This is a genomic window from Gimesia aquarii, assembly GCF_007748195.1.
GTDB classification, from domain to species: domain Bacteria; phylum Planctomycetota; class Planctomycetia; order Planctomycetales; family Planctomycetaceae; genus Gimesia; species Gimesia aquarii.
In genome coordinates this window covers 1997498-2012757 of record NZ_CP037920.1, presented here as the reverse complement: position 1 = coordinate 2012757, position 15260 = coordinate 1997498, and the positions used below count along the sequence as shown (strand labels likewise).

The following is a 15260-nucleotide window of genomic DNA, read 5'->3' as shown; positions in this document are numbered from 1 at the left end:
GCCTCTAAGGCGCACTGGGATATTCCTGTGTCACTTGAACCTGGTATTTCCCCGGAAATGGTGTTCGCCCGCTTTTCAACTCACGCCCGGTCATTTCAAACTGCAATGTCCCTTTGGGAACAAGGAAATAAAGCCCTCCCTGAAAATCATCATGCACGCAAGGATAAATTTTATTATTCACGCGGGCTTCCATGTGATATCCCAGCCCCCCCATCAGCGAATTGAGTCCAACAGTATTTCGATAATTGATCAGATTGTGTACGTCTTCTCCCGTTTCGAGTGAGTGTTGCCAATCAGTATAAAATTGCTTGAGTTCGCTTTGATACTCAGCAAGCCGCGGTTGGTCTAACTGCACACCATTCTTACTAATATAATCCATTAATGCAGAGTCACCGGTTAGTTCAACGCGAACCAGTTCCGTTTTATCTCCCGGCTTCAACCGTACATAAAGTCCTCCCTTTTCAGATCCATAAAACAACAGATCCATTAAGTCGCTTTTTACACGTCTGGGAGTTTCGTTCAGGTGCTGATTGACTGATTGAATCACATCATCAGACAGTCCTAAACCAGCAGGTTTTAACCGTTGCTCCAGTTTAGCACTCTGAGAGTTCAACCGGGCTGCGACTAAACTCCCTTCAAGTCGCGGTCCGTAAATCCAATAGAAATAAAAGGCAACCCCCAACATCATACTGAAGAAAAAGAGGAACAATACAATGCCCCCCCAATTCGATTTCTTGCGTCTACGTAAATAGCGTGAAGTAGCACTTGTCATTGGTGCTGGTTGAATAGACGCGGGTGGGGAATCATTGGTCTGATCAACGGTTTGTTCTGTGTTGCTGGTCTGCTCAACAGGTTGCTGTTGAGGCGCTGACTGAGTAGGTTCTTTCTGAGTGGGAGGCTGAGCTTCAGCCGTAAAGGGATTGGGAATGACTAGTTTTGTGCCACAGCGCGGGCAATCTCCTTGTTTACCAGCGGTTTCATCTGGTACTTTCAATGTGGACGTACAATAGGGACAATCAAATTGTATTGCCATTTTTCAACTCAAATAGTAATAGGATTTTTTATTGTATAAGATTTCACAGCGAAAGTTCGTGTGTGCCATGTAACGGGAACGCTGCTAATTTTGGAGGGAATTCAAATCGAACTATACTCAATTATAGAGATTTGAGAATTGAAAACCAGACCATTTTATCTGTTTCATTCTCCAAGTGAAATTCATTTCAGAGACTCAAGATAAGCCAGAAGATGAGCAGCCTGCTCTGCAGTTAAATCTCGCAATAACTGATCCGGCATGATTGATTTTTTCTGCTTCACAACGCTTTCGATTTCCTGTTGTGCGATCTGTAATTGTTTATTTTTCGGATCTTTCAAAGTCAAACCAGAGGCATCTTTTTTCATCAGCAAACCGCTGTGTACCTTTCCCGATCGCGTGCCCACAACATAAGTGAAATACTTCTCATCAATCTTTTTTGAAGGTTGTATAATGTTTTCCAACAATTCCTGACGTGAAAGTTTTTTCCCAATCTGAGTCAGATCAGGGCCGACTTCTTTTCCATGCTGATGAACGCGGTGGCAATTCCGACACTGAAGTCCCGACATGCCAAAAAATAGTTTTTTCCCTTCACGTGAATCCCCCTGGATTGATAACAACGCCGCTGAATCAATCTTTACTCCCAATCGTTTGGTTCTTTGATCTTCCGGGAGGAACCGTTCGAATAAGTCACGTATTAGAGGATTATTTCCTTGAGTCGCCAATAGAATAATTTGTTTTTTCATACTATCAGGCATCGCCATGCGATCCAGGGCATCTAATAACAGGAGCGCACCACTTGTCGTTCCCAGAATTTCTTGAAGTTTCTCACTGACAAAATCCTGATCTTCGATCTGAACCGCATCACTCAACAAATTTCTCTGGCGATTTCGTAATGTTATGACATATCCATTACTACGGTCGCTGCTTGAAGGTAAACTCTCAATCCATTCACGAATTAACTGCGTCCCCCTCTGATCGACGTGTGAAGAACCAGAATACGGCATCCGCCCTTTCCCCAACTTACTCATTCGATACAACAACACAGAGCGGAAAGGATCTTTGGGTGAAATGATCTCTACACCCTGAATCCCGAATGTTCCCTGTGTCGGAGTCACACCGACCGCTTTCATTTTCGAAAGATCAAGAGAAGCGTCCAGAAGAATCGTTGAACCTCCCCCACCATTATTTCGATGACAATGCTGGCAATTCGTATGCAGATAAGATCGAGCACGTAAATTCAAAGCAGCAGATGTTTTGTGAGGATCAACCAGATAACGAGCCTTGGCTCCTTTCGAGTCGGTCCAGACAGCCTCTGGCAATATTTTGATATGCGACAATGTTCGTAACTGATTGTCGACAACATCGCCGTACTTTTGATCGCGATTCAGCTGTGCTTCTGAAAATGACAAAACGGAAAGGTAATTTTGATAAGGCGTATGGCAAACGGAACATTCAGCACGACTGGGAATATGCCATTCGTAATTGCTTTTCTGTTTTGGATCAGCCTCAGTACTGATATCCAGCTTGAGAGTCTCTCCCTCTGTGACAATCAGATAGGCATCGGTCTGTTCTGCATTCCATCGATATGAATACCCCACCCAACGGTCTCCGTTAAAGTGAAGTATTTGCGTTTCCAGCCGATGCGACGATTCAGGATTTCCACGCTCAAGTTCTAATGAAATCGTCTTCATCAAAACACTGTCTTTAGGAAAATTCCACCATCGCTTTTGGATTAACTCAACACTGGTCTCAGCGGGTAATGCAACAAAGCGTTCCGCGGTCGTATAATCTGCCCAGGCCGGCGCATTAATCGAATAGGGAATCACTCCTGGTGCAAGTTGATGATCGGCAGTGGATTGAAATAATCCTGTCTGACTTAATTGGGTCGGGAAATCCGGATTGTGGTCTGACTTCTTAATCGGAACAAGACGATGAAAAGCACCGCCTTGAATGTCAACAATATAAACTTCGCCGGTGTGATCGATGGCAAATGCCGTTACTTTCAATGGGGAGTTGGCCAGTTCTTGATGCCAGTTAACTCGCTTGTTCTCATAACGAAGTCCCCAAAGTTTTCCCGTCGTATAGTCTCCGTAGACATAGGTGTTCTTTAAGTCTTTTAATCGAGGACTTTGGTAAAAATATCCCCCAGTAATCGAACGCGCTTCACGATGTGAATGCACGATTGTAGGAGGCAATATCGGAGTGGGACCTACTTTCTGACTCGGTTTAACCGGTTGACGTCCTTCGCGAATACTCCAACCATAATTCCCTGCCTTTTCGACCCGATATAAAAGTTCCCACAATTCCCAGCCAACATCTCCAACCCACAAATCGCCATTTTCGGGATGGAAACACATCTTCCAGGGATTACGAAAACCAAAGGCCCAAATTTCGGGACGGACGGCACGTTGCTTGACAAAAGGATTATCAGAGGGAATTGAATAAGGCTGCTCTCCTGACGTTCGGTCGACATCAATGCGTAAGATACAAGACAAAAGGTTGCTGACATCCTGCCCGGCATTATGAATATCAGGAGGGGAAGCGGGACCGCCATCACCGGTAGAAATGTAAAGAAACCCATCCGGACCGAATCGCAGACAACCACCATTGTGTCCGCCGGACAACCACTCGATCAAAATCGTTTCGGAATTCGGATCACAACGCAGTGGTTTCGTATCCGGAACCTTGAACCGGGAAACACGTGTTCCTTCCGGTAAACCGGGCTTTAATACATAACAAATATAAACATAACGATTCTTCTCAAACTGAGGATGAAAAGTAATGCCATAAATTTCATTGAGTTTTGGCTCGTATTCTTTCAGATCAAAGAATAAATCGATCTGCGAGTTAGCTTGATCTTCATAATCAAACGAAAATATTTTTCCCTTTCTCTCCGCCACAAAGAAACGTTTCTCACCAGGAGCGGTGGCAACGGCAAGGGGTTGATTAAATTTCAGATTGGGAAAAGCACGCTCCGTTTCATAGGGAAGGGAAGGTTCGGGAGTCCCCTTGATACGCGAACTATTCCAGGGAACGCGCTTTGTGATGCCATAAGAAGCATCATTTGATTCTTCAGCCAGTAGTTGACCAGGATGAGTCACCAAGCCCAAATAGACCACAGAAAGAGCAAACCATGATCGGAAACAAATCTCTTTACAAAAGTCGATCATTTAAGTGTTTCCTTCTCGTGATAACTGGCATTCTCTTTCGGAAATCTATGATGGCAGATCTGACGACATCTGTCATTCAATAATACTATTCAAACCACTACACGAACCGATTGCAATCTAGAAAAGCCAATCCAAACGCCGGAAAATGCTCTCTCTTTAAAAGCACTGGTTATCGCATGTTAACCGGATCAACATCGATAATATATTCAATCGCTTTTTCTCGTGGTAGTTTATCCGTGATTTCGTTCCAGAGCTGAAGAATTGCTTCCACATTCGCTGCGGCCAACTGAAAATGATAGCGAAAATACTTCTTGAGTCGAATAATCGGAGCCGGAGCCGGTCCTAGAATTTGCACATCCAATTGTTTTTCAGAGGCGGCATCACTTAAGATTTGTGCCAGCTGACGTGCAAAATCCTGCACACGTTCTTCTTGTGGTCCACGTAAAATAACACGTGCAAAATGAGAATACGGTGGCGCGTTCATCTCTTTGCGGTGTCCCAACTCCAGTTGAGAAAAACCGAGAAAATCATGTTCTGCCGCTTTTACAATTGCTGGTTCAGCAGGTGAAGCCGTTTGTACAAAAACACGTCCTCCCTGCATGCCTCGGCCAGTACGACCTGCGACCTGTGCAATCAATTGAAATGTTCTTTCCGAGGCAAATAAATCGGGCTGATGCAGCATCGTATCTGCATCGACCACACCCACAAGAGTTACATTCGGAAAGTCGAGCCCTTTTGCGATCATTTGCGTTCCCAGTAGGATATCAACGTCTCCAGCAGCAAATGCATTCAGGACTTTAGCATGGCTCCCTGCGCCGCGCATCGTGTCACTGTCCATTCTTTTGCAAGAATAACCGGGGAACTTTGCTCTGACCTCTTCTTCCAGCCTTTGTGTTCCCGCTCCCACGAAACGCAGGCCCGGCGCTCCACAACGGGGACATTGTTTAGGAGGTTGGCTGGAAAATTCACAGCTATGACAAACCGCTAAATTTTTGTCGCGATGCCAGGTTAAAGAGATCTCACAATGAGGACAATTGACCGAGTTCCCACAGCCCTTACACCACAGTGCTGGTGAATAGCCTCTGAGATTCAAAAACAGAATGACCTGCCCACCCGCTTCCAGTGCATGTTGCATCCCGGTAGTAAGAACACGCCCAATCGACTCATTTCTTCTGATTCGTGCATCATTTCGCACATCAATGATATTTACTCCCGGCATTGCCAGGTTATTGACTCGATTTGGCATCGAAATCAAAGTATCTTTTTTCTCGATGACACGTAGCCACGAATTCAGAGTCGGTGTGGCAGAACCCAGAATCAGTGGAACTCCCTCTAGTTGAGAACGTTTCCGGGCCACTTCTCGAGCATGGTAGCGGGGAGCCGTTTCCTGCTTGAATGAGGTTTCGTGTTCTTCATCGATGATGATCAGCCCCAGATGAGGAGCCGGTGCGAATACTGCACTACGTGCTCCCACAATAACCTGCACCTTGCCGGCAGCAATATTCTGCCAGTGATAATGTCGATCGCTGTCACTCAAATGACTGTGCAGAACGGCAACCGAATCAAAGCGGGAACGAAAACGTTGAATCGCCTGAGGTGTAAGACTAATTTCAGGAACAAGCACAATTGCCTGCTGACCATAGCTGACCACCTCACGAATCGCCTGAATATACACTTCCGTCTTGCCGCTTCCTGTCACACCATGCAATACGAAAGTGCTACCTTCTTTCCCTCTGATTGCTGAGAGAAGTTGATCCAGAGCTCGCCGTTGGTCAACGTTGAGTTGTAAATCATCTTCTTTTTTAATGCCGGCATATGCCGCTTCATCACCATTACTGAATTGAGAGACACGTTTTTGAAGGCTTCTGATGAGTGACTTCTTTTTGAGTGATTGAACGGGCCCCGAACCACAGTTTGCCGCCTGAGTCAACTCGTCCAGAGTCAAAGGTTTATTAGCCGATTTCAGAACATTAAAAACAGCATGTTGTTTGGCAGGAAGTTTGCTGATTACTTCGGCAACCTCATTTTCTGCGCGTGGTACAGCCGTGACCAACTCAAAAACAGTCACCAAACGGGTTCCTGCCTGATTCTTGACTCCAGCAGGAACGACGCACTCTAAAACCTGCCCCCAACTGCATAGATAGCGATCTGCAATCCAGCGCGTAAGCTTCAGCATTTTGGCATTAAACAACGGACGGTTGTCCAAAATGGCTTCAACCGCCTTCAAGCGGATACTGGGTTGATTTTCATCTGCAGGCCCCACACCAACACAATAAGCGGCCACGAACTGGTTCCCTCGACCAAAGGGAACTCGTACTCGATACCCCGCACGTAGAACTGATCGCATACTTTCAGGAACAAGATAATGAAAAACACGGTCCACAGGCCGGTTCAATACAATTTGTGCGAGATAGAGATCCTGCGCAGATTCCCGTTCCCAGGGCATGGGATTTTCCGGAAGTTCGTCTTCTTCGAATAGACTTTGTTGCTTTGGTTTACTCATAGAGCCAGCAGGATATACTAAGGAAAATGATTATCTCGATTTGTAACTCTTTGGAGTGGTTAACTCAACAATCAAACTCGACTATCGAGAATTCGATAAAAATAAAAAGATTCTTTCACCACTGACTTTTTTGGATCTTATCAAAAACGGTAGAGATAACTGATAGAAGCGATTGTCACATGCGAATAGGAATTTTTGGTGGTACTTTCGATCCTGTACACATTGCCCACCTCTTGCTTGCCGAACAATGCAGAGAACAATGTGACCTGGATGAAATCTGGTTTGTTCCAGCGGGAAGCCCGCCTCACAAAGAGAGCACAGGAATATCCACCGGAAAACAAAGACGGGAAATGCTCGATTTCGCGATCGCAGGACATGCGAATTTCGTTGTCAAAGACCTGGAGCTTCATCGAGAAGGCCCCAGTTACACCATTGAAACGCTACGCCAACTGAAAACCACTCACCCGGATGAGGAATTCTTTTTGATCGTAGGCGCTGACTCTGTTCGAGATCTACATACATGGCGTGAACCTGAGTCGATTCTGGAATTAGCAACTCTGATTGGGGTCAATCGCCCCAACGTTAGTCTACCAGATTTGTCTGAACTCACTCAAAAATTTGGCGACATTGTGCAGTCAAAAATACTCTGGGCGACAATGCCGGGATTCGAAATTTCCTCGACTGACATCAGGAATCGCATTCAGCAAAACAAAAGTGTCCGATATATGACCCCCCGTGCGGTGGAAGTTTATATCCACAATAACAGGCTGTATTTAGACTAAGATTTCCCTAAATTCAGATTTATCCTTCTCTTAAGACAGTCTAACCTCTTATAAATCTATGCTGACTACTGGAAATTCCTGTTCATTTCGATCAGAATTGTACAATAGAAGTTGGTCACTTGTTTTTTAGCAGTGCCTTAAGGACTTCTGCGGTGTTAAGTGAAAATAGTAAAGGAATGGACTGCCAGCGTAATATTGTTGCGGACACCGGCTATAGCCTGCCTTAAAAGCCTCACCAGACAAAAGAAATAACTTTGATCCTCATTAACAAGCAGGGAAACGAGTTAAGACATTGAGAATTTCAATCAGCGCTGATTCACATTCGGACTGATAAGCATAATCGTAAGGAAAACACTGTTGTCATGGATTCGAAATCTCCTACCAAAATACACACACAACAGGCAGAGGGGAATCAACTTTCTGCCTTTGATTATGCCCCCCGAACACGGATTCTCTTTGGTGGTGGATCGTTAAACCAATTAGGAGAACTCTCATCTGAATTGGGGGCTCAACGAGTTCTACTCGTCACTGATAAAGGGCTTGCTGAAGCGGGGCATGAAGCGCGTGCTGTTGCCTCTCTGGAGAACGCGAATCTGCAAATTACAATCTTCGATGATGTGCATGCCAATCCGACTACAGAAGATGTGGAACGAGGATTAAAGGTAGCCCGCAACCACCAGATCGACCTGATTGTTGGCCTGGGTGGTGGTAGCAGTATGGATTGTGCCAAAGGAATTAATTTCCTGCTGACCAACGGTGGGAAAATGGAAGATTACTGGGGAGTTGGAAAAGCCACCAAACCAATGCTTCCACTGATCGCCGTCCCAACAACTGCCGGTACGGGCAGCGAAGCACAATCGTTTGCTGTCATCGCCCACCCAGAAACGCATATGAAGATGGCGTGTGGAGACAAGAAAGCGGCCTGCAGAATCGCAATTCTCGACCCTGAACTCACCCTGACCATGCCCCGTTCTGTCACGTGTGCTACAGGAATCGACGCATTGAGTCATGCGTTAGAAACATTCGTCACGAAACCACGTAATGAAATATCCCAACTATTCAGCCGCCGCGCCTGGTCACTTTTGGCAAATAGTTTTCCTCAAGTTCTCGATACTCCTGATGATCTGACGGCACGGGGGAATATGCAATTGGGAGCACACTTCGCCGGCGCTGCCATTGAGAACTCCATGCTTGGTGCCACGCATGCACTGGCTAATCCGCTATCGGCACATTTTGATTTAATTCATGGTGTTGCAATAGGCATCATGTTACCACATGTGATTCGTTTTAACGCAGAATTGATGGGGGAACAGTACTCGCTGCTCGCAGCAGACATTGGCCTTTGTGAACCGCAGGATCCTACCGGCGCAGGGTTATTGGCCGAGCATATTCAAGCATTAATCGCGAAAGCGGGAGCACCGACTTCACTCTCAGAATGCGAAGTCGATCATAATTTGTTTGACCAGCTTGCTGAAGAAGCATCCAGACAGTGGACCGGTAATTTTAACCCGCGACCTGTTGATCAGTCCTCTTTAAGGGAATTGTACGAATGCGCATATTAACCAATTCAAGAAATGTCACTTTATGCTTCGGGATCATGACTGGATTGATTGCCAATATCTTAACTTCAATTCAGACTAATGCTGCAGAGAAACCAGTCAATAAAACGAGTAGCGTCTTAACTGAATCAGAATCTGAGAACACAAAAGGAAACTGGCCTTCCTTCCGAAACGGTAATTTACAACAGGGAGTTGCCAGGACACCCCTGCCTGCAGAATTGGAACTTCTCTGGCAACACCCTTCATCAGATGGAATCGCCTCCACAGCAGCGATTGTGGACGATCGTGTTTATATGGCAGGGTTGAATGGCTATGTGGAATGCCTCGAATTAAAAACCGGAAAACGAATCTGGAAGTACCGCTCGATCGATGACCCGAACCCCGATGAATTTGCTCCCGGATTTAAAGCATCCCCACTTGTCACCGAAAAAGGTGTTTATCTGGGTGATGAGGATGGCATCTTCCACGCCATTGATCGCCTAACGGGAAAAAGGCTCTGGCAATTCAAAACAGATGCGGAAATTATCAGTAGCGCTAATATAACAAAAGACGGAAAAATTCTGTTCGGTGGCTACGACAATTTTCTTTACTGTTTAAATGGGGCAGATGGATCTCTCGCCTGGAAATTTGAAACCGATGGTTACGTCAATTGCTCTCCCGCCATCGTAGACAATTTCACTTTTGTCACCGGGTGTGACGAGCAGTTACGAGTGATCGATATCAAAACGGGAAAACAGCATAGCCAGATGCCACTCGAAACATACTTAATCGCTTCACCTGCTCTGGTTGGGGAGAGCTTATATGTGGGAACTTATGCCAGCGAAATCATCTCAGTCAACTGGAAAGAGTTAAAAGTCGAATGGCGCTATCAGGATAAAACGAAGGAGTTCCCTTACCACTCTTCCGCCGCAGTGACTGACGCGTATGTCGTTGCCGGAGGTCGGGACAAACAGGTCCATTGTGTCGAACGCAAAACAGGAAAATCAGTCTGGAAATTCGGAACGCGAGGTCGCGTCGACAGCTCACCTGTCATTTTAGGGAACCGGGTGTTTATTGGATCGTCTGATGGCAATCTTTATGAGTTGAATCTGAAAACAGGAAAGTCAAACTGGAAAAAAAACTTAGGTAAAGATATCACCGCATCACCGGCAATCGGCTCAGGACATCTCGTCATCGGAACAGAATCCCGAAATGGTGCCTTGTATTGTTTCGGAAAGAAGTGACAATAAAAAGTAGCGATCAGTACTGTGGAACAGTACGTTGCTGAATTGATGGCTAACAAACTATAAGACGTTGAGAGCATTATGGATCTGGAAACGACAGGCACCACAGAAATTGGTAGTTACTTTGTTTCGAACTACCCGCCTTTTTCTCTTTGGAAGCAGGAATACACCACCAGAATTCATGAAGTCATGCACCAGAGTCCCGATGCCAGCATTCCGATGGGGCTTTATATTCACATTCCTTTTTGCCGCAAACGCTGTAAATTCTGTTATTTCCGCGTCTACGAAAAACAAAATGCAAAAACAATCGAGCGTTACGTACAGGCACTACAACGTGAGTTCGAAATGCTCAGTCAAATCGAAGTCGTCCAGGATCGCACGCTTGATTTCACCTACTTTGGTGGCGGTACCCCTTCCTATTTAAGCTCAAAACAACTGCTTTCGTTGCGGGACCGCCTTTCCAGCCTGCTCTCCTGGGAAACAGCACAGGAAGTCACCTTTGAATGTGAGCCGGGAACACTCAATCTTGAAAAAGTAAAAACGCTGAAAGAGATTGGTATCACTCGTATTTCACTTGGCGTAGAAAGTTTTAATGACACCTTACTGGAAGCCAATGGCCGCGCTCATTTGTCTCCGGAAGTTTTCAAAGCGTACGATTGGATTCAAGAGGTTGGTTTCCCGCAGGTAAATATTGACCTGATTGCAGGAATGATGGGTGAGACAGACGAAAACTGGACTCAAGCCGTCGAAAAAGCATCAGAAATGGATGCAGACAATATCACCATCTACCAGATGGAACTGCCACATAACACAATCATTTCCAAAGAAATCAAAGAGATGGGCATCACTTCGCCCATTGCAGACTGGGCTACCAAACGTCGCTGGATGAATGAAGCCATCGAGACCTTAAAGTCGAAAGGCTATCACCTGGCGAGTGGAAATGAACTCGTGAAAAACCCGGAAACAGATCGCTTTGTGTACCGTGATAATTTATTTCGAGGTAACGATATTATTGCCACAGGAGTTTCTTCATTTGGTCATCTGCAAGGCGTGCATTATCAAAACCTGGATCGTCTGGAAGACTATCTGGAAACTGTCGAGAATGGCGAGCTACCGATCAATCGTGCCTTAGAACCTACTGAGCATCAGCGTTTGATCCGTGAATTTGTACTGCAACTCAAAGAAGGCCATGTTTTGACTCAGCCATTTAATGATAAGTTTGGTGTCAAACTAACAGAAGAGTTTTCCGAGGCGTTAGAAAATCAGCAAAAAGCAGGTTATCTCACTTTTGATGACACTCAGGTACAACTCACTCGTAAAGGGCTACTCCAGGTAGATAGCTTGCTGACCGAATATTTCGAACCAGAACATCGCATGGTAAGATACACATGATTGATTTAGCGTAGTTATTTAAAGATTAAAAACTCTCCCACTCCTCCCCTGAAAAAGAGACCATTTTCAAGTGAACCCTCAAGACGAACTCGATGCACTTGTTAGATTATTTCCGAATGAACAACCACTATTCGAGCAGGCTGAACACGTTTCTTCTGCTTCACTGCCTGATCCGTATAAATCGCTACTGGCTCACAACCACCATATGACAGTCACGATGGAGGAATACCACAAGTCTGCCGTAGATGTGAGGGTGCTGGACCAACGGCTTGATGAAAATGTTTACAGCAGAGCAATCTTATTATTAAAAACGGGAACCGAGGAAGTCGTCCAATTTGGGATTGTGCGGTTTAATTTTGATTATGTGACAAAAGCAGTTAAAGAAGAAATACTGGCAGGGAAGATCCCATTGGGACGCGTACTCATCAACCATAATGTATTACGACATGTGGATTTAGGAGCTGTATTGCGGATTACGGCTGGCCCTGGATTGGCCAAGGTGATGAAAATAGAGCCGGGTGGAATCACCTATGGACGGCTGGCCACAATATTTTGTAACCAGCAACCGGCAATTGACCTCTTGGAAGTTTCCGCTCCGCTGCTATAAATGCCATTAGAAAGTAGCGATTTAATCGATTTTGACTTGTAATACCGAAGGCTCTCAATGATTGATCAAAAACGTAAAGATCAGCCTGACCTTGATGCAGAATATGATGTCATCGTCATTGGCGCCGGTCCTGCCGGCTCCGCTGTCGGTGCACTTTTAGCAGAGCAGGGACGAAAAACTTTAGTCGTTGACCGAGCCGTTTTCCCCCGATTCCATGTTGGTGAATCTCTGATTCCGGAAACCTATTGGCAACTAAAACGGCTGGGATTGATCGATCAACTGAAACAATCGGCTTTCCCAAAAAAATTCAGTGTGCAATTTGTGACGGAAGAAGGCACAGAAACGATGCCCTTCTACTTCAACAAATACAAAGACCATGAAAGTTCGCAAACCTGGCAAGTCGTACGTGCTGAGTTCGATCAAATGCTGGTTGACAACGCGCGAAATCAAGGAGCCATCGTTCATACAGGGGCACAAGTTCTAGACCTCATATGTGAGGGAGAACAAGTCGTAGGTGTCAAACTGAAATTGAACTCTGAAGAAACACGCGACATTCGCTGCAAACTGGTCGTTGACTCCAGTGGACAGACTGGATTCATTGCCAATCGTTTGAAGCTGAAAGTAGCAGATCCAGTTTTGAAAAAGGGAACAGTCTGGGCTCATTTCAAAAATGCACATCGCGATGAAGGCATCGATGAAGGAGCCACTCTCATTCTACAAACTGAAGGAAAACGTTCCTGGTTCTGGTATATTCCACTTCCTGATAACACTGTCAGTATTGGTTGTACAGGCGACATGGCATACATGTTTTCCAAAGAACGAGGCACTAGCGAAGAAATCTTTAATCAGGAAGTAGAACGTTGTGTCGGTATTAAAAAACGTTTGGCAGATGCGCATCCTGTTACGGAATTCATGACGACGAAAGATTTCTCTTATCATTCAACTCAGCCAGCAGGTCCTGGTTGGATGCTCGCCGGCGATGCATTAGGGTTTATCGACCCCGTTTATTCCAGCGGCGTTTTTCTGGCTTTGAAGTCGGGAGAACTAGTCGCTGATACCATCAACGATGCTTTTGACTCTCAAGACTTCTCAGTAAAACGTCTGAGTGAATGGTATCCTGACTATCGAAACGGTGTCGAAAATTTCCGTAAACTGGTTTATGCGTTCTATGCTCCCGGCTTCAGCTTCGGAACATTTCTTCGCCAATATCCCCAATTCAAAATGAATCTGGTCGATATTCTGATCGGTGATGTTTTCAAGCCCGAAGTCTCTGAAATGTTCACAGTCATGCAGGAAGAAATCCCCGAACTCGCAATGTCCTATGATCCACACGTCGCTCTCAAAGAATGACCCTCCTCTGCTCAAGGTTCACTAGTTACCGCGATTCACCATAGCAGGGTAGATTCCTTAAAATTCACATCCCCATGAGAAAACCAGAACTCTGAAAACAACGGTTTTATTCTTATTATCAGGTGAATATTCAGAATTTGACACCAACGCGCCAGTAACGAAACTGCGCATTCTGCGTCGCGCGCGGGAATTTTTTTAATATGCTGAATAGACATCTTCCTGCTGACTTTATCACTATGAAAACCAAGTGCTTTTTTCTGTTTTGAGTATGAACCTTTTGCATCTGTTCCTCGTGATCGCCTCTTTTTTGTCTTTATCAAACGTTATCGCGCCGATTTCAAAGCATGCCAGAAAGTATCGTCACGGTACCAAGTGGTATCAAACTGAATTGACCGCTTGACTCACACCCGCACTTTATGATGATACTCATAGTTGTTGAGCGGCCTTTGAAGATCAAACACAGTTCGACAGATCAACCAAAACCACATACATTCAGGAGAGCACCCCTAGAGTTCTATTCTACCCGATCGCTTGCTTCGGGGCAGAGATGAAAATTCGGTAGTATCTGGTAGATCGCTGCGATGCGCATTAAAAAATCCTCTGTTATGGCTAAATCCACAACAGAGGATTGATTACTTCAATCGAAGTTTACTTTTGGTACTTGGGTGCTTTCCCCAGGGGATACAGATCCCATTTCCTGACCCACATTTCTGCCATCTCGGTCTGGACCAATAATTTACCATGATCCGGTTTGGCATTCGAGCCGGCATTCACAACCACACCGTTAACCAGGTATTCAATATCGCCCCCCTTACAAATCACATCCATACGTGTCCACTTGCCAAAGGGACTTTCGACATCATCCTTCCCACGAAATCCTTTTTTGTCTGCCCAGTCAGGATCACGGCCCCACCAGTTGATACGGCCTGCACTGATTGTGATTTCTTCACCGTCTTTTTTCCAGACTTTCTCACCATCCCGGTCTTTGGTAATCGTGGAAGTTAACGAAGTCGGAATCGGGGCGCCTGTCTTGGGATCTTTTCCCGTTAAGACCAGAATATCGCCTACACCCCCTTCGATGATCTGGGCTTCAATGGAAGCCATCCAGGTATTGCCATATCCGCCATCAGGACCATGACAGTGAAAGAGAACTCCTGAGTCACGAGCGCGGTCCTTCCGATTTCCCCACGTCTTCTCTCCCCATTTGAATTCAATGACCATGTGGTAATCACGATAGTCTTTTTTGGTGATCAGTCCGCCATAGCCATCACCTGAGATGTGCAGCATGCCATCTTTCACAGTAAAGATCTTACGAGGATCTTCATAGGCAGTCCCGCGATTCCAGACATACAGTCCATCCAGATTTTTACCATTAAATAGTTTAATGACCCCATCTTTGGGAGTGACGACTTTGTCTCCCGCTTCTGCCAGTGAAGTACAAACCCCGACCAGACAGAGACAAGTAATTGTGAGTGAATTCTTAAGATGCATTTGAGCGTTCCTGAACTAAAACGAAAGTTAAATTCATTAATAAAATTAAGTTATTGAATGGAACGACTCTCCGCAAGAACGAAGACAAAAAAACTTACGACTCTTGTCAAAATAGGCGAATGATCGTTTTCTCAGGTAGATTTCACTGAG

The 15260-nt window shown here is 45.4% G+C and carries 10 protein-coding genes; 6 read left to right on the top strand and 4 right to left on the bottom strand.

From position 1 onward, the window contains the following. Positions 1 to 4: 4 nt before the first annotated feature. The 3 genes from V144x_RS08040 to priA all read right to left on the bottom strand — a co-directional run bounded on the left by V144x_RS08040 (position 5) and on the right by priA (position 6706). Entirely contained in the window at positions 5 to 1033 is a 1029-nt protein-coding gene (locus V144x_RS08040) for a hypothetical protein (protein ID WP_144983950.1), read from the bottom strand. Between the two features lie 182 nt (positions 1034 to 1215). After that, positions 1216 to 4203: a PQQ-dependent sugar dehydrogenase gene (locus V144x_RS08035; protein ID WP_144983947.1), complete on the bottom strand. Its 2988-nt coding sequence runs from the start codon at positions 4201 to 4203 to the stop codon at positions 1216 to 1218. A 169-nt stretch (positions 4204 to 4372) separates the two neighbouring features. Then, positions 4373 to 6706 (bottom strand): replication restart helicase PriA, encoded by a 2334-nt coding sequence (gene priA / locus V144x_RS08030; RefSeq protein WP_144983944.1) that lies wholly within the window; start codon positions 6704 to 6706, stop codon positions 4373 to 4375. A gap of 179 nt (positions 6707 to 6885) precedes the next feature. Between priA and nadD the strand changes: the two genes are divergently transcribed. The 6 genes from nadD to V144x_RS08000 all read left to right on the top strand — a co-directional run bounded on the left by nadD (position 6886) and on the right by V144x_RS08000 (position 13619). Continuing rightward, positions 6886 to 7488 carry a nicotinate-nucleotide adenylyltransferase gene (gene nadD, locus V144x_RS08025; RefSeq protein ID WP_144983941.1) on the top strand — a complete coding sequence of 201 codons (603 nt, stop codon included), beginning with the start codon at positions 6886 to 6888 and terminating at the stop codon, positions 7486 to 7488. Positions 7489 to 7850: 362 nt separating this feature from the next. Next, complete coding sequence (locus V144x_RS08020; protein ID WP_144983938.1) at positions 7851 to 9050, top strand: iron-containing alcohol dehydrogenase; 1200 nt, start codon at positions 7851 to 7853, stop codon at positions 9048 to 9050. After that, positions 9038 to 10270, top strand: coding sequence for a beta-alanine-activating enzyme beta-propeller domain-containing protein (locus tag V144x_RS08015; protein WP_144983935.1), 1233 nt, complete (start codon positions 9038 to 9040; stop codon positions 10268 to 10270). The genes V144x_RS08020 and V144x_RS08015 overlap by 13 nt, the downstream gene beginning before the upstream one ends. An 81-nt stretch (positions 10271 to 10351) precedes the next feature. Next, a complete protein-coding gene (locus V144x_RS08010; RefSeq protein ID WP_144983932.1) occupies positions 10352 to 11662 on the top strand; it encodes a coproporphyrinogen-III oxidase family protein in 1311 nt (436 codons plus the stop codon). Positions 11663 to 11732: 70 nt separating this feature from the next. Further along, a complete protein-coding gene (locus V144x_RS08005; RefSeq protein ID WP_144983930.1) occupies positions 11733 to 12269 on the top strand; it encodes a hypothetical protein in 537 nt (178 codons plus the stop codon). A gap of 57 nt (positions 12270 to 12326) precedes the next feature. After that, positions 12327 to 13619, top strand: coding sequence for an NAD(P)/FAD-dependent oxidoreductase (locus tag V144x_RS08000; protein ID WP_144983927.1), 1293 nt, complete (start codon positions 12327 to 12329; stop codon positions 13617 to 13619). 648 nt (positions 13620 to 14267) lie between these two features. Here the strand turns inward: V144x_RS08000 and V144x_RS07995 are convergent. After that, a complete protein-coding gene (locus V144x_RS07995) occupies positions 14268 to 15110 on the bottom strand; it encodes a 3-keto-disaccharide hydrolase (RefSeq protein ID WP_144983924.1) in 843 nt (280 codons plus the stop codon). Positions 15111 to 15260 lie beyond the last annotated feature (150 nt).